The 16,793-nt window shown below is 29.4% G+C and carries 19 protein-coding genes; all 19 read right to left on the reverse strand.

Annotated features, from left to right (window positions below; genetic code table 11):
* Positions 1-207: 207 nt before the first annotated feature.
* Complete coding sequence (locus HMPREF0078_RS06125; RefSeq protein ID WP_004839265.1) at positions 208-1,338, reverse strand: HAD family hydrolase; 1,131 nt, start codon at positions 1,336-1,338, stop codon at positions 208-210.
* Positions 1,339-1,619: 281 nt separating this feature from the next.
* Entirely contained in the window at positions 1,620-1,985 is a 366-nt protein-coding gene (locus HMPREF0078_RS09215) for an ATP-binding protein (RefSeq protein WP_004839266.1), read from the reverse strand.
* A gap of 222 nt (positions 1,986-2,207) precedes the next feature.
* Positions 2,208-2,411: a hypothetical protein gene (locus HMPREF0078_RS09220; protein WP_081445743.1), complete on the reverse strand. Its 204-nt coding sequence runs from the start codon at positions 2,409-2,411 to the stop codon at positions 2,208-2,210.
* A 178-nt stretch (positions 2,412-2,589) separates the two neighbouring features.
* Positions 2,590-2,808, reverse strand: coding sequence for an RNA-binding domain-containing protein (locus HMPREF0078_RS09350; protein ID WP_081445744.1), 219 nt, complete (start codon positions 2,806-2,808; stop codon positions 2,590-2,592).
* Between the two features lie 409 nt (positions 2,809-3,217).
* Positions 3,218-4,753 (reverse strand): glutamine-hydrolyzing GMP synthase, encoded by a 1,536-nt coding sequence (guaA, locus tag HMPREF0078_RS06135; protein ID WP_004839268.1) that lies wholly within the window; start codon positions 4,751-4,753, stop codon positions 3,218-3,220.
* Positions 4,754-4,762: 9 nt separating this feature from the next.
* Complete coding sequence (locus tag HMPREF0078_RS06140) at positions 4,763-5,278, reverse strand: GNAT family N-acetyltransferase (RefSeq protein WP_039920573.1); 516 nt, start codon at positions 5,276-5,278, stop codon at positions 4,763-4,765.
* Positions 5,279-5,323: 45 nt separating this feature from the next.
* Positions 5,324-6,136, reverse strand: coding sequence for a pyruvate, water dikinase regulatory protein (locus tag HMPREF0078_RS06145; protein ID WP_004839270.1), 813 nt, complete (start codon positions 6,134-6,136; stop codon positions 5,324-5,326).
* 8 nt (positions 6,137-6,144) lie between these two features.
* The gene (gene glyS, locus HMPREF0078_RS06150; protein WP_004839271.1) at positions 6,145-8,214 is read right to left on the reverse strand and encodes a glycine--tRNA ligase subunit beta; all 2,070 of its coding nucleotides are present in this window, start codon (positions 8,212-8,214) and stop codon (positions 6,145-6,147) included.
* Positions 8,214-9,089, reverse strand: a complete 876-nt coding sequence (gene glyQ, locus HMPREF0078_RS06155; RefSeq protein WP_019118472.1) for a glycine--tRNA ligase subunit alpha — start codon at positions 9,087-9,089, stop codon at positions 8,214-8,216. Before glyQ ends, glyS begins: the two co-directional genes overlap by 1 nt.
* 11 nt (positions 9,090-9,100) lie before the next feature.
* Positions 9,101-9,859, reverse strand: a complete 759-nt coding sequence (recO, locus tag HMPREF0078_RS06160) for a DNA repair protein RecO (RefSeq protein WP_004839273.1) — start codon at positions 9,857-9,859, stop codon at positions 9,101-9,103.
* The gene (gene era / locus HMPREF0078_RS06165; RefSeq protein WP_004839274.1) at positions 9,846-10,727 is read right to left on the reverse strand and encodes a GTPase Era; all 882 of its coding nucleotides are present in this window, start codon (positions 10,725-10,727) and stop codon (positions 9,846-9,848) included. Before era ends, recO begins: the two co-directional genes overlap by 14 nt.
* Positions 10,724-11,128, reverse strand: a complete 405-nt coding sequence (cdd, locus tag HMPREF0078_RS06170; protein WP_004839275.1) for a cytidine deaminase — start codon at positions 11,126-11,128, stop codon at positions 10,724-10,726. Before cdd ends, era begins: the two co-directional genes overlap by 4 nt.
* Positions 11,125-11,943: a diacylglycerol kinase gene (locus HMPREF0078_RS06175; RefSeq protein ID WP_004839276.1), complete on the reverse strand. Its 819-nt coding sequence runs from the start codon at positions 11,941-11,943 to the stop codon at positions 11,125-11,127. Before HMPREF0078_RS06175 ends, cdd begins: the two co-directional genes overlap by 4 nt.
* Positions 11,940-12,404: an rRNA maturation RNase YbeY gene (gene ybeY, locus HMPREF0078_RS06180; RefSeq protein WP_039920577.1), complete on the reverse strand. Its 465-nt coding sequence runs from the start codon at positions 12,402-12,404 to the stop codon at positions 11,940-11,942. The genes HMPREF0078_RS06175 and ybeY overlap by 4 nt, the downstream gene beginning before the upstream one ends.
* Entirely contained in the window at positions 12,385-13,323 is a 939-nt protein-coding gene (locus tag HMPREF0078_RS06185; protein ID WP_039920578.1) for a PhoH family protein, read from the reverse strand. The genes ybeY and HMPREF0078_RS06185 overlap by 20 nt, the downstream gene beginning before the upstream one ends.
* A gap of 99 nt (positions 13,324-13,422) precedes the next feature.
* On the reverse strand, positions 13,423-13,878 hold the full coding sequence (locus HMPREF0078_RS06190) for a hypothetical protein (RefSeq protein WP_004839279.1): 456 nt from the start codon (positions 13,876-13,878) through the stop codon (positions 13,423-13,425).
* The gene (gene floA, locus HMPREF0078_RS06195; RefSeq protein WP_004839280.1) at positions 13,878-14,819 is read right to left on the reverse strand and encodes a flotillin-like protein FloA; all 942 of its coding nucleotides are present in this window, start codon (positions 14,817-14,819) and stop codon (positions 13,878-13,880) included. Before floA ends, HMPREF0078_RS06190 begins: the two co-directional genes overlap by 1 nt.
* A complete protein-coding gene (locus tag HMPREF0078_RS06200; RefSeq protein WP_004839281.1) occupies positions 14,819-15,442 on the reverse strand; it encodes an NfeD family protein in 624 nt (207 codons plus the stop codon). The genes floA and HMPREF0078_RS06200 overlap by 1 nt, the downstream gene beginning before the upstream one ends.
* A 322-nt stretch (positions 15,443-15,764) precedes the next feature.
* Positions 15,765-16,784 carry a type 2 isopentenyl-diphosphate Delta-isomerase gene (gene fni / locus HMPREF0078_RS06205; protein WP_004839282.1) on the reverse strand — a complete coding sequence of 340 codons (1,020 nt, stop codon included), beginning with the start codon at positions 16,782-16,784 and terminating at the stop codon, positions 15,765-15,767.
* Positions 16,785-16,793: the final 9 nt, after the last annotated feature.

A 16,793-nucleotide genomic window follows, 5' to 3' on the forward strand; every position in this document is an offset into this window, starting at 1 on the left:
CTTGTTCTATTATACATACATTTCTCCTTTGCTCATATCATTTGGGGTATTAGGATTCTCCCTAACTAGGTAAAATTCATTAAAATAGACACCTATATTTTAAAAAGGTGCCTTAAAAAAGTCATATTATATTTTTTCTTGGATTAAATAATCTAATTATCTGATATATTAATTTTTCTGTTTTTTGAATGTCCAAAGAATATTATTCTATTCAATAATATCTTTTATTTCTTGAGAAAAACGACTTGTTGATTTTGTACAAATATATTCATAAAATTTTTTCACATCGTGATCCTTAAGAATATATCTAACTTGATTATTAGCTAAAGCAATTTTTAATATTCTTTCAATTTGTTTACTTTCCCAAGAGTCTATAGAGCTCATTTTTTTAATTATTTCATGGGTTTTAGAAAATGATGGGCTTTCGCTTAATTGGTCTATTAAATCTTCCTTTTTGATATAATTCTCATCCTTGTTTGTTCTTTCGCTCTTCATTTCTCTTAAGCATTCTGCATTTTTTCTCTCCAAAATTTCGTTAGCAGCTGTTCTATCTATAATATTTTTTACTAATATTTCTAATTCTGATCCTTCAGTGTAATCGGCTTCTGTAAAATATTTTATTCTGTTTTCTTCTATCATCTTAAAAACTTTATTTTTTGAATCTTTTCCGTGGACGCCAATGGAGTAGCCACCATTTGTAGATACAAGTTTCATACATGGTATATCTGTATCACTGTCGCCTATATAGACCATATTTCTGAAGGGAACTCGGTATTCATCTTCTTTAAAATAATCATTTACCTTTGTATCGTTAATATCAAGAGCACCTTTTTTTATTCTGAAGAGAAATTGGGTCTTACTCGTATAGTTTATGCATTGTGCTGGCCAGACAGCGACACCATCGGCATCGTAATAAAATGAACTTGCGTATATCTTTTTAAAGTGGCTTGCTATTTTAGTTCCTTCAATCATTTCTTTTAAGCCTGATGAAATTATATAATGTTCAACTTGAATGCTTTTTTCTTTTCCATAGTTATTTATTCTGTCAAACCATTCTTCGACTCCTGGAAATAATTCAACATTTGCTCCATATTCTAAAAGAGTTTTCTTGTTGAAAATATGTTTACCTCTGGAATCTTTGGCCATCTTGTACATCCATGCCAAATTTTGATCCATATCATTGTCTTCTGCTAATTTATTAGATTCGTTCCAAAATTCGTCCACGTTCTGTTCTAAGGACTGTATAAATCCTTGAGCTTGCATATCATCTGGCGTAAGTGTCTTATCGAAGTCATAGCAAATTGCTAAAATTATATCTTTTTCTTTTTTATAATCCATTACTTTTACTCCTTATAAAATCTATTTAGCTTTTAAAAACTAGACTGTAAAGCTATTTTGACTAATTATATCACTGTTATTAGTAATTATATATCTGAAAACTTATTACAGGTTTAAATTTAAACATATTAAAGTAAATCTGAATTGATATACCTGAAATTAAAAGTGGTATTTTCATCTCGCAACAATCCAATTTCCATCACGCTTTGATCCAACTCCTTCTATCATTTTCTTTTCTTGTAAAGATTTGAATGCTCTTTAGATAGTTCTCTTTGTTACCCCTATTTTTCTGAAAGTTCAATTGATGTCAAGATTGGATTTTCAATAAGAAGTTCAATCACTTTCTTCTCAGTTTTATTCAAACCGACATTCAAACCGACATTTTTGTTGTCTATTTGGTCAATTACTTCTTGTTCAAAAGGTATGGTGCATCTAATATAGTTGCTTTCAATTTCAAAAACATCTTTCCCATATTTTTCTACAATCGTAGGAATCCCATGTACGGTGTGTTCAATTAGTCCCATATTTAGAAATATCCTCATCAATGTTTCGTTTCTAGGCTTACTTATTCCATCAAAAAATTGGTCTTTTGTCATTCCATTAGGAAGTCCACCATGTGATAATATATAAAGTCTATCATTAAACATTGAAATCTGCGGCACGGTAATTGTCCAATCGTTATGAACTAAAGCATTTAGAATCGCCTAATTTACACAGTCAAAATCAAATAAATATGTGTCCTTTCTTGGCCTTACTGTCGTTTCAGAAATACATATATTTTCAGCCCGCAATCTGCTTTTTATTTTTTCATAAGTAGTTAATATGCATCCATAACCATAGTCGCTTCTTTCAGATATAGAAGCTTTATTCTATCCTTGAAATTTCACAAAAATAAACGGAATATTATTTCTATCAGATAATAATTCTGCTAATAAATTATATTCCCCATCTTCATTTCTTAAATTCAAATTAGTTTCAAAAGATTTATCTTCTAAATGGTAATCTTTTTCAGAGTAATATATCCTAAGCTCTCTAAAGGATAAATCTGATGAATTTGATCTTTTCTTAAGCATGTATTCATTAACTATAAATTTTTTCTCATATCGAATTTTTATCTGTTCCGGTGTCATCTCTTTACAGGTTGTTCCGATTCGTATTGTGCAACCAGTAGAAGAGAATCCATATTTCTTTTGACAATAAATATGATGATGACCTTTATTTATATGAATTACTATTAGAGTTTTTCAATCATCAAATTTTAATTTCTGAACTTATTTCTTCTTGTGGGTTCGGTTCTATTTTAGTTGTTATAATATCAGATATTTTTCTAAGAATTTCATCAATTTTGTCAACACCAACCACAACACCATCATCTTTTACTCCGATAATAATAGATCCTCCTGCACCATTAAGGAAAGATACTATTTCCTTTGTAATCGTATCTGTGTATTTTCCTTTTAATTCAATTATTTCTGATTAGATTTATCGGCTCATTCCAGTCCTCTTGTAATATAATTATTATATCATATTTGTGACAATACTAGAATTCAAACCAACAATTTTTTGTCGGTTTATATAATTGTTTGCTAAATTAATACTCTGATTTTACCAATTAATTTTAATCATTTTTTATAAAGCTATTCATGATAGCTATTTTTATGAATTTATGTTTAGGTTTTGTCATATAGTATTATTATAAAAATATGTACGCAAAAAGACCGCAGCTTAAAAACTACGGTCTAATTTTTTGTCCAAATGTAAACCACTTGGAACTATTATTTTAATTATTCTTTTTTGCTTCCAGTACCATTTGAGTACCAGTAGCCATTTTTTATTCTCTATATAGCTTGTAATTAAGCCATTTTAGAAAATTTTGCTACTATTCCCATTCAATTGTTCCTGGTGGTTTTGATGTTATGTCGTAGACTATTCTTCCTACTCCTTTTACTTCGTTTATCATTCTATTTGATAGGGTTTGTTGGAGTTCGTATGGCATATCGAAGGCTTCTACTGTCATTGCGTCTTTACTTGATACTGCTCTTACTACTACTACATAATCGTAGGATCTTTCGTCGCCTTTTACTCCTACTGTTCTTAGTGGGGTAAATACTGTGAAATATTGCCAAATTTCTCTGTTTAATCCTGCATTTTTTACTTCTTCTCTTAGGATTGCGTCGGTTTCTCTAACTATTTCTAATTTTTCTTCGGTTATATCTCCCAAAACTCTTATTGCAAGTCCTGGTCCTGGGAATGGTTGTCTCCATACCATTTCTTCTGGAACGCCTATGCTTTCTCCAAGGGCTCTTACTTCGTCTTTGAAAAGTTCTCTTAGTGGTTCTACTACGCCTTCAAAAAGCATATCTTCTGGAAGTCCACCTACGTTGTGATGGGATTTTATTACTGAACCTTTTCCTTTTCCGCTTTCTATTACGTCTGGATAAATTGTTCCTTGTACTAAATATTTTGCATCGCCAAATTTTTTGGCTTCTCTTTCAAATACTTCTATGAAGTGGTTTCCTATAATTTTTCTTTTTTCTTCTGGCTCTTCTACGCCTTTTAGTAAATCAAGAAATTCTTTTGAAGCATCAACCATTTTTACGTTTAGTCCAATTTTTTTGTATTGTTCCATAACAGATTTTGCTTCGTTTTTTCTTAATAAACCATGGTCTACAAATATGCATTGAAGATCATTTCCTATTGCTTTGTGTACAAGTGTTGCAGCTATTGTTGAATCCACTCCACCAGATAATCCACAAATCATTTTTTCTCCAGCGTATTTTTCTTTTATATTTTCTATGGTTTCTTTGGCTAAATCTTTCATTATCCAAGTCTTTTTTGCTTTACAAATATTTAAAACGAAATTTTCTAATATTTGAAATCCGTATTCCGAATGAGCAACTTCTGGATGAAATTGTACGGCGTAGATATTTTTTTCTTCGTTTTCAAATCCTGCTATTGGGCAGTTCAATGTCCAAGCAGTTTTTTTAAATCCATCTGCAATTTTTGTGACTTGATCTCTGTGATTCATCCAAATTATTGATTCTTGTGCTACATTTTCGTATAATTTTGATCTTTGGTCAACAAATAAAGGAGTTTTTCCGTATTCTCCTTTTTCTGCTTCGCTTATTTCTCCATCAAAATGGAAAGCAAGAGCTTGCATGCCATAGCAAATTCCAAGAACTGGAACGTTTAAATTTAAAATTTCTGGATTTAATTTTAGACTATCGTCACTGTGAATTGATTGTGGGCCGCCTGTCAAAATTATTCCGTCCAAATTTTCAAGATCAAGAGTTTTCAAGTCAACATCGCAATCATGTAGTGATGCATAAACTCCCATTTCTCTTATTCTTCTTACAATAAGTTGGTTATATTGGCCACCAAAGTCCAATACCATAATTTCGGATTTTTTTTCCATCTATCCCTCCTATATTTCTCCAAATATTGCAAAATATTTCATATAATCAAGATTATCCATCTTGTAGTAGCTATACTTTATATCTTCATCATACTTTTTAAAGTGTAAATTTTCTATAATAGATTTAAAAGCTCCATTATTTTTTTCTGCTTTTAAATATATTTCTTTTTTCTCGCCAAGGGTAAAGAAATAATCTATGACTGCTTCAAGGGATTCTCTTGCATATCCTCTGTTTCTTAGTGATTTATTTATAATTATAAAAAGTCCCACTCCATCATTTTTTTCGAAGGCTTTTATAACTCCTATTGAATCGTTTGTTCCTTTTTTTACTATATGCCAAAAATTATAGTCTTCTTTTTCTTTATAAAATTTTGAGACTTTTTCGATTACTTCTTCTTTTGTTTCTAAATTTGTGAAATAAAAAAATTTTGAATCTTTTATAAATTCTAGATTTTTTTCTAAATCTTCCTTTTCAAATTTTCTAATAATAAGTCGTCTTGATAAAATAAGTTTTGTATTTTCCATAAGCCTCCTCCACATAAAAAATAAGCTGCAAAAGCAGCATATTTTTTAAGAAAAATTCTTTTTGTAATATTCTAGAACGTCCGTGGCTGTTTGTTCTATTGTATTTAATGTTACATCAAAAACTTTACAATCCAAATCTTCAAAAACTCCTTTTGCATATTTTAATTCTCTATTGATTCTTTCCTTATCAAAATATTCGCTTTTTGATTTTAAGCCAAGACCTTTTGACCTATCTTCTCTAATTTTTGATAATTTATCAGGATCGATAGTAAGACCTATGATTCTTTTTGGATCAATTTCGAAAACTTCTTCTGGAAGTCTTATTTCTGGAACCAAAGGAAGATTAAAAACTTTATAATCTTTTGTTGCAAGAAGCATAGTTACAGGTGTTTTTGATGTTCTTGAAACTCCAAGTAGTAAAATATCTGCCTCTTTTATTCCTCTTGGATCTTTGCCATCGTCGTATTTTACGGCAAATTCTATGGATTCTATCATTGAAAAATAATCTTCAGATAATTTTCTTGTGAGTTTTTTCTCTCTTAGAGCTTTTTGCCCTGTAACTTCTTCAAAAAGTGAAAGAGCTGGCCCTAATATATCTATAACTTTTATATTCTCTTTTTTAGCTTTTTGTTTCAAATATTCTTCAAGTTTTTTCTCAGCTATAGTTTGGATTATTATTGAATCTTCAGGAATTTTTTCAACAATTTTGTTAATTTTTTTTTCACTATCAATATTAAATTTTCTATTAACTTCGAAATTCACATTTGGAAAATGAGTTATTACTGATTTTACAAATGTTTCTGCTGTTGCTCCAGTGGAATCACTGATTATATAAACATTCAATACATCACAATCCATACTATCACCTATTTAACTAAATCTTTTATATTAAATATTCTAGAAATATTTGTCGCTAGTTTATTTAATAATGCCAACCTATTATTTTTCAACTGTTCATCTTCAACCATTATCATTGTATTATCCAAATATTCGTTACCAAGGTCCATAGTAGATGCAATTTCTTCTAGAGCTTTTGTGTATAATTTTTGGCTTAAATATTTTTCACAATCCAAATTTTCTATAAGGTCGTAGTATTGTTTTTCTAAACCTTGGTCAAGTATTTCTACATTTACTTCTGTATTTTCAAAATCCTTGGTAAAATTATTGATTCTTGTAAAATAATTTAGAATTTCTTCGCTATTTTCTTTTTCTACAAATTCTTCAACAGATTTTACTTTTTCTATAACTGATAAAATATTTGTTTCTCCAGTAGCAAGAACTGCATTTACAAAATCATATCTGTATCCCTTGTCTATTAGCATATTTTTAAGTCTATCGATGAAAAATTCTACTATTTTTTCTAAAGTTTTATCATAATCAAAAGAAATTTCATTTTTCTCTGTATAAACAAAAAGGGCATCTTTGATTAAATCTTTCAAATCAACATCAATTTTATTATCTGCAATTATATTTATAACACCAATTGCTGATCTTCTAAGTCCAAACGGATCTTGGCTTCCTGTTACATAATTTTCTATTATATAAAGTCCAGCTATTGTATCAATTTTATCAGCGATTGATAAAACAATTCCTGCAACTGATTTTGGTAGAGAATCTTCTGAGCTTCTAGGCTTATAGGCTTCTTCGATTGCATTTGCAACTTGGCTGTTTTCGCCTGAATTTGTCGCATAAATTCTTCCCATTATTCCTTGAAGTTCTGTAAATTCTATAACCATTTTTGTTACAAGATCTGCCTTTGAAAGATAAGCTGCTCTTAATAAATTATCTGAAACATCTTCTCCAAGCTTAAATTCATCAAGATAATTTTTTGAAAGCGAAATAAGTCTTTCAGTTTTTTGATAAACTGAACCAAGTCCTTCAAAAAATGTCAATCTATTAAGCTCTTCCACATAATCTTCTAATTTTTTATTATTATCTATATCATAGAAAAATTTTGCATCTTCAAGCCTTGCAGTAAGAACTTTTTTGTTTCCATTTATAACATTTTCTTTGGCAAAATCATCCCCATTTCTTACAAGCAAGAAATATGGCATTAATTTTTCATTATCATCTACAATTGGAAAATATCTTTGATGATCTTTCATTGGTGTTACAATTACTTCTTTTGGTAATTTTAAATATTCTTGATCAAGCTCTCCCATCAAAACTGTAGGATATTCGACAATATTTATAACTTCTTCAAGTAAGTCTTCATCTTTTAAAAATTTTCCACCAATTTCTTTGGCATAGCGATTAAGACCTCTTAAAATTATTTCTCTTCTTTCTTTGTAGGAAAGAATTACATAATTCTCTCTAAGTAATTCTATATAATTTTCAATTTTTTCTACAAGAATTTCACTTTTTCCTAAAACTCTGTGACCTTTTGTTGTATTTGATACTTTAATTCCTTCAGCATCAAATTCCAAAATTTCATCATCTAATAAGGATAGAAAATATCTGATTGGTCTTGCAAATCTAATTGATCTTCCTCCCCACCTCATAGATCTTGGGAAGTTTAATGATTTCACAAGGTCATATACATTTTTTTGTAAAACTTCTTTTATTGAAAGACTTTCTTCTTTTTTTTCTACATAAATATATTCTTCGCCTTTAAAATCTTTAATAATTACATCAGAAACTTCTGCTTTTTGTCCTCTCAAAAATCCCAAAAGCGCTTTTGATGGATTACCTTCATTATCATAAGCAATTTTTTTGGAAGGTCCCTTTACACTAATAAGTTCATTTGATTTATTTTCTTCAAGTCCATCAAGTAAAATTGCAAATCTTCTTGGAGTGGATTCTACTTTTATTTCTTCTACGCTTAATTTATTTTCTTCAATTAATTTTTTGAATTTTTCTTCAAGTTGTTTTTTTGTCGAATTTATATAAGCTGAAGGAAATTCTTCAACTCCTATTTCTAATAAATATTTGCTCATTACTTATCCTTTCTTAAAAGTGGATATCCTAGTTCTTCTCTTTTTTCAATATAAGATTTTGCAACCTTACTAGAAATATCTCTTACTCTTTTAATATAGTGACTTCTTTCTGATGCAGAAATTGCACCCATTGCATCCAAAGTATTAAAAGTGTGAGATGATTTTAATACATTATCGTAAGCTGGATAAACAAGTCCCTTGTCAATTAATCTATTTGCTTCAGATTCATAAATTTCAAATAATTTTTCCAAAACTTCGCTATCAGCATCTTCAAATGAATATTTTGAATTTTCATATTCTGGCAATTGGAAAACATCTGAATATTTTAAATCTTTTGACCACTTAATATCAAAAACATTATCTACATTTTGTAAATACATACAAACTCTTTCAAGGCCCATGGTTATTTCTCCACTTTCAAGCTCGCAGTTAATTCCGCCTACTTGTTGAAAATAAGTAAATTGAGTTATTTCCATTCCATCAAGCCAAACTTCCCAACCAAGTCCCCAAGCTCCAAGAGTTGGTGATTGCCAGTTGTCTTCTACAAATCTTATGTCGTGTTCTTTTGGATTAATTCCAATTACCTCAAGACTTTTTAAATATAAATCTTGAATATTTTCTGGAGTTGGTTTAAGTAAAACTTGTAGTTGATGATGTTGGTATAATCTATTTGGATTTTCTCCATACCTACCATCAGCCGGCCTTCTTGATGGTTCTACATAAACAACTTTCCAAGGTTCTTTTCCCAAAGATCTTAAAAAAGTATGAGGATTCATTGTTCCTGCACCTTTTTCCAAATCATAAGGAAGCATGATTGATGCACCTTGTTCTTCCCAATATTTTATTAATTTTAGCATTAAATCTTCAAAATACATTTTTTCTCCTATTATTTGACTAATTTCATTACCCAATCAAGTGAGCTAAATTTTCTAATTTCCAAACATCTCAATACATAGCTTACTATCAAATTTATAATTTTTTCCTTTTCAATATTTAAATTAATCTTTGAAACCTCATCAGTTGGAGTATAGATTAATTTTAAAATATACAAATATTCTTCTCTTGTAAGATATACTATATCCTTTTTTATTTTCTTGCAAGATGAACAAACTATGCCCCCATCTTTTATAGAAAAATAAGCATCACTAGGATTGATTTTTGATCCACACAAGGAACATTCTTTTAAATTTGGTTTAAAACCTGAAAAAGATATGTACTTTAATAAAAAGCAAAGAAAAATATTTAAATAATTTTCACTTGCTTTTTCAAAACTGTCAAAAGTCTTGTCCAACAAATTGTAAACTAAGTCTTTTTGGTCATAATCAATTGTTTTCAATAACAAATCACAAATTGCCGATTTGTATATTATTATATCAAAATTTTTATTTGATTTCGAATAAGATTTTAATAATGACGCATCTCTTATTCCAAAAAATTTTTCTCCAGACTTATAAAGATTGTATGAGGCTTTGACAAATCTTTGGGTTGAAGAAAGATTTGAATTTTTTTTATTCAAAACTCCCTTGGCAATTACGGAAATTTTTCCCATATCTTTTGTAAAAATTTCTATGATTTTGCTTGATTCTCTGTAGGAAAATTCCCTTAATACGAAACCTTCTACATTTGAATTATCACTTGTAACCAAACCTATCCACCAATTTTTGTTTTTTACGCCAATCTTTTTCGACCTTAACCCACAATTTTAAATTAATTTTGCTATCCATAAAAACTTCAATTTCGCATCTTGCTTCCATGCCGATTTTTTTAATTTTACTACCGTTTTTTCCTATTACTATTTCCTTGTGACTTGGTCTTTCCAAAATAAGACTTGCGTATATGTCATATAAATTTTTGTCTTCTCTTTTTTTGAATTGGTCAATTCTTACAAAAATTCCGTGAGGGATTTCATTTGATAAATTTTTTAGAGCTTTTTCCCTGATAATTTCTGATACAATAAATCTTTCGTTTTTGTCAGTTATCATATCTGATGGATAATAAAGAGGTCCTTCTGGCAAAATTTCTTTGACAGTTTCTATATATTTTCCAATATTTTCATCATTCAATGCAGAAATTGGAATTATATAATCAAAAGTATTTAAGCCAATATAAGTCCTTTTTATTTGTTCAATTTCTCCTTCTTCTAAAAGATCGCATTTATTTATAAGAAGAATTTTTGGAGCATTTACTTTTTCTAAAATTTCCAAAATCATCTTATCAAGTCTTCCAATTGTTAAAGAATTGTCAACAATAAAAGTTACTATATCAGAATCTTTTAGGCTATCTTCTGAAACTTCTAGTAAATGTTCTTGAAGTTTATTTCTTGGCGTTTGAATGCCTGGTGTGTCTAGAAAAATTATTTGTGAATTTTCGTCATTATATATTATTTTTATTTCATCTCTTGTAGTTTGGGGTTTGTTTGAAATTATTGAAATTTTTTCTCCCAAAATTTTTTCCATTAATGTAGATTTTCCTACATTTGCCCTTCCCACTACCGATACAAAACCTGATTTCATTTTTCCTCCAAATCTTTTTTTGAAAAGTTATATGGAAGAATATCATCAAGTCCATATATCTTATAATCATCAACTGAGTTGGCTATTACAATTTTTGAATCAGAATCTAAAAACTCTGCCATAAATTGCCTGCAAACTCCACAAGGATAAGTCATATTACTATCTCCTGTAATAATTATTGTATCAATTTCTCTATCGCCTGCGCTTATTGCTCCTGCAAGTGCAGATCTTTCCGCACAAATTGTCACTGAATAAGCTGCATTTTCTATATTTACTCCCTTGTAAATATTTCCTTTTTTTGTCAAAACTAGGCTTGATACCTTAAATTTTGAATAAGGCGAATAAGAATTTTTTTTATTTTCTATAGCAATTTGTATTAATTCTTTTAAATCTTTTTTCATGAAAATACTCCAAATATTAATAAAGCTGTCGCCGTTCCCAAAATCGCTCCTCTTATAATTTCTGGAAGAGAATGGATATTTGCCTCAAAACGACTTTCTGCAACTATAATTGCAAGACCATAAAATACAAAAATCAAAAACCCTTCATCAATTCTCATTGAGCCAATTGTTGCAAGGCAAAAGGCAATTGATGTGTGTCCTGAAACAAATCCACCATGAAAAGCTGTTCCGTGGCCCTTGTAAAAAATTCCTTTAAAAAATATGGTAGAAATTATTACAATTGATACAGTTATAAGGGCAAGGTGGGATGGTCTTCTCGAAATTCTTAGTACAACTGATGATGAAAAATTTGCAACCTTATCAAAAAATACCAAATAAGCAATAAAAAGTGTGTTCATAGCTGACACAAAAGTGGCTGCCGCAGATAAGTCTTTACTTGCTTTTGCTTCTTTTGATTTTTTTCCACCACCCCCAAGATTTACTGCTTGTTCAAGCGAAGTATTTAAAAGCTCACAAGAAATTACAAAGGCAATTGAAAAAACCAAAAACATCATCTCTACTCTTGAAACATTTAAGAACAAAGAAATAAACAAAACAAGAATAGAAGTTAGGACATGAAATTTCATATTTTTTTCATTATTTATAGCAAAAACCAAGCCCTCAAAGGCATAATCAAAGCCTTTTACAAATTTTTCCCCAGGACTTTTTGCTTTTGGAATATATTTTTCAGCCTCATCTTCTTTTTTCTTTTCTTCTTTTAATTCTTTTTTTACTTGGTCTTTTATTTCTTCAATTAATTGTTTTTCATCTTTCATTTGAATACTCCAAGATTTTTCATAACTTCTTTTTCCCTTTTTCTCATAATTTTTTTATCATCATCTTCAATATGGTCATAGCCCAAAAGATGAAGAATTGAATGGCAAGTCAAATACATTACTTCTCTTTCAAAAGAATGTCCCAAATCATCTGCTTGCTTTCTTGCAACATCAAGACAAATCACAACATCGCCAAGCATAAGATATGGTTTTTCCAATATATTTTCCCTATCTTCATTAAAAAAATCTTCAATTGGAAAAGATAGGACATCAGTTACCCTGTCAATTGATCTAAAATCTTTATTTAATTGTCTTATTTTTTCCTCATCAACAAAAGAAAGAGAAATTTCACATTTTTTCTCATCAATATCTTCAAGCTTTAAAACTTCTCTAATAACTTTTTCAAGATAATTTTCAATGTTTACTTCTTCTTTTGTTTCATTATTTATTATTAAATTCATTTTTTTCTTTTTCCTTATCTGCCTTATCATAAGCTTCAATTATTCTTTGAACTAAAGGATGTCTTACTACATCGATTGAAGTAAATTCCATAAATTCTATTCCTCTAACATTTCTAAGAATTCTTGAGGCAGATTTCAAGCCGGAATTTTTACCACGAGGAAGGTCGATTTGAGTTATATCTCCAGTTATAATAGCTTTTGAGCCATAGCCAAGCCTTGTCAAAAACATCTTCATTTGCTCAAAAGTTGTATTTTGCGCTTCATCCAAAATTACAAAAGAATTATCCAAAGTTCTTCCTCTCATATAAGCAAGAGGAGCAACTTCGATTACGCCCTTTTCAACTAAATTTTGATAAGTTTCAAAACCAAAAATTTCAAAAAGTGCATCATAAAGAGGTCTTAAATATGGATCGACTTTATCTTGCAAATCTCCAGGCAAAAATCCCAAACTCTCTCCCGCTTCAACGGCAGGTCTTGTAAGAATAATTCTATTTACCTCATTATTTTTAAAAGCTCTTATCGCCATTGCAACAGCCAAATAAGTTTTTCCAGTTCCTGCAGGTCCAATTCCAAAAACCACATCATTATTTTCAATCATATTAACATAAGATTTTTGTCCCAAAGTTTTTGGCTTAATTGGTTTGCCATTTGCTGTTGTAACAATAACTTTATCAAGAGAAGATTTTATAACTTCCTTATTTTCACGAACAAGCATATCAGAAAAATATTTTAATTTTTGATAGTCAATATTTCCTTCTTTTTTTATTACTTGAATAATTTCTTCAATAAGTTTTTTTACAAGATTTAAATTAACCTCTTCTCCATTTAAACTTATATTTCCATTTTCAGTTTTAATTTTTACATCAAATCTGTTTTCAATATATTTTCTATTTTTATCAAAATTACCGAATAAACCCATAATTATTTCGGTATTATTTATTTCTATAATCTCCTTAATTTTAATCACTCCTTTAGTTTATTATACCATCTTAGTTGCAAAAGAAAAAAGATGAGAAACTCATCTTTTTGCTTTTGGCTTTCCTATTATTTCTGAATAGATAATCGCCTTTTTTAATTCATTTTTTTCTAATTTTATTTTTTCATTTTCTTTCCAATAATCTTCGATTTGATTTTTTGAAATTTGTTCGGTTTTTTTGTATGATTTTTTTGCACTTACTTTTTTTTCATTGTAAGCTTGTTGATTTTTTCTTTCAAATCTTTGGTAATCATTTGTGTATGTTTTTTTGTTATTGGATTTATTTTTTGTATCTTTTGCAAGTGATGACATGGCTTGTCCAAATGTCATCTTCTTTTTTAATTTTTTTTGTTTTTTTAGATTATTATTTTCTTCTTTTTTTAATTCTTTTAACCAAGTATCAAAATCTGGTGTATCTTTTCCTTCTTCTTTATTATTTTCCTTATCAAGAAGATAAATAAATTTATAAAACTTGGTTTTTAAATTATCTTTTGCCATTAAATTTCATCTCTGCTATCAGTTTCTGATATTTTATTTCTCATTTGAGTATCAGCGTTTATATTTTTCATATTATAATAATCTAAAACTCCAAGGTTTCCGCTTTCTAATGCTCTTGCAATTGCTAGCGGAACTTTTGATTGGGCTTCTACAACTTTTGCCCTGTTTTCTTGTTCAAGCGCTATAGCTTGGGCACGTCTTTCTTCCGCTTTTGCTTGGGCAATATTCTTATCAGCTTCTGCTTGATCTCTTTGTAATTCTGCTCCAACATTACGTCCTATATCTACATCTGCAATATCTATTGAAAGAATTTCAAAAGCTGTCCCGCTATCAAGTCCTTTCATTAGAACTGTTTGTGAAATATTATCTGGATTTTCTAAAACTTCTGCGTGTGTGTCTGATGAACCAACTGTTGTTACAATTCCTTCGCCTACTCTTGCGATTATTGTTTCTTCGCCAGCTCCTCCTACAAGCCTTTCAATATTTGCTCTTACTGTAACTTTTGCAATTACTTTAACTTCTATTCCGTTTTTTGCAACGGCTGCTATGGTTGGTGTATTTATTACTTTTGGATTTACAGAAACTTGGACTGCTTCAAAAACATTTCTTCCTGCAAGATTCATTGCTGCTGCTTGTTGAAAATTTAAATCAATATTTGCTCTTTCTGCTGCAATCAAGGCATCTACAACTTGGTTTACATCTCCTCCTGATAGAAAATGACTTTCCAAATCAGAACTTGAAATTTGAATTCCTGCTTGATGAGATTTAATCAAGGCATAAACTATGTGACTTGGATTAATTCTTCTAAACCTCATTGCAACAAGTGAGCCCATTGAAACTGGCACTCCAGATGATCTTGCTGTAATCCACAAACCAATTGGCACAAGTGTCAAAAATACTATCAAAAAAATTACTACTAAAGCTGGTATTATTATCGGCATTATATATCCTCCTTAACATAAATATGTCCATCTTTTATTTCTACAACTTCTATTCCTACATCTTTTTTTATGAAATCTCCATAAGTTTTTCCATCATAAATTTTCCCATCAATTGTAATTCTTCCTGTAGGTCTTAAAATACTTATCGTTTTTCCTTTTTTCCCTAAAAGATATGTATAATCTTTTTTGGAATTATATCCTCTTTCCTTAGTTTGAGTATTAACAAGAACAGCCTTGTCAAATAAATTTGCTGAAAATCCTAATCTTACAAAAATTGTAACACTCAAAAAAATTGATGCCGCAGTAATTAGTAAAATCAAAATTCCAAATAGGGAATTATCAAAACTATCAATTAGCGAATATGTCGTTAAAATAATACCCGAAATTCCCATAATACCAAAACCAGGTACAAATAGCTCAATAGCAAGTAACAAAATGCCCGATATAAAAGCTATTATTGTCATCATATCTGCTTCGCCTCTGTCAATATTTGACTTGTAAAAATATATAAATAAAGCTATTGCTATAAGCGTAAATAAAATTTTTTTATCAGTAAAAATTATAGCAACTATACATATAAATGCAAGCGTAAATGACAGAGCCAATAAAATATCCCCTAACATACTTCTCCTTTCTATAATAAATATTACATTATTTTTATACCCAAATTAAAAATAAAAAAGGAGAAATAATTTTCTCCTCAGACTGTTGACAAAGTATACAAATCCTCATGCTAAGAATATCATACGAAAAAAATTGATTTGATTTCAAATTTTAAAATTCGTCAAAAAACGCACTGTTTGAGCGTTAGTGAGTTTGCGTTTTTAGAATTTTGGAATTTAGAAATCAACAATTTTTGAAGTCCGATATTCGTGCTTGAGGGTTTGTCTACGCTCTGGGAGAAATAATTTTCTCCTTTATACTAATTTATTAAATTTTTTAAAATTAATTTTCATCTACTAATTCTTTTAATCTTCCTGTTAATTTATATGGAACTTTTTTTAATTCTTCTATATTTTTCACTCCAACTAGAGCCATAAATATTTTTATTTTTGTGTTTAATTCTTTAAGATATTTGATTGCGTAATCGTAATCTCCCCTGAGTAAAAATGACAAAACTTCTCCAGAAATCGCACACATATCTGCTCCAATTATTAGAGATTTGCAAACATCACTCGAATTTCTTATTCCACCGCTTGCTATTAAGAAAAAATCATCAGACAAACTTCTTACATCAAGAATTGATTTTGCTGTAGGTATTCCCCATGAATAAAATTCTGAATAATCCTTGTCAAATATTCTCATATCTTCGATTTCTATAAAATTTGTGCCACCTTTTCCTGCAACGTCAATATATTTTATGCCAATATCTAAAAGTTTTTGTCCTACCTCTTTGCTTATGCCAAAGCCAACTTCTTTTACAATCAAAGGCACTGAAATATTTTTGCTAATATTTGCCAAATTTTCAAAATTTTTAGAAAAATCTCTTTCTCCTTCATCCATTACTAGCTCTTGGGCAATATTTAAGTGAGCTTGCATAGCAGATGCTCCTATTAAATCTTTTGCAAATTCAAAATTTTCGATTTTATTTTCCCAACCGAGATTTCCAATTTTTATTACATTTTTATCTTTTAATAGGGAAAAAGACTCTCTTGAATCCTTATCTTTTATGGCTATGGATTCGCTTCCAACAGCCATTGGTATATTTAATTCTCTGCAAATATTTGATAAATCTTCGTTTATATCTTCACTTATTTCAGTTCCACCTGTCATTGCATTTACCATCACAGGCATTGAAATTTTATTTCCCATAAATTCTATTGATGTATCAATTTCATCAAAATTTACATTGCTTAGGGCATTGTGTTCCACATAAACGTTGTTTAATAATGTTTTTGACTTAAATTCACTTCTAAGATAATTTTCAATATGTTCGTCTTTTCTTTCTCTTCTTTTCTCGTCCATTTTTCCACC

Source organism: Anaerococcus vaginalis ATCC 51170, from assembly GCF_000163295.1.
In the GTDB taxonomy this organism is placed as follows: Bacteria; Bacillota; Clostridia; order Tissierellales; family Peptoniphilaceae; genus Anaerococcus; species Anaerococcus vaginalis.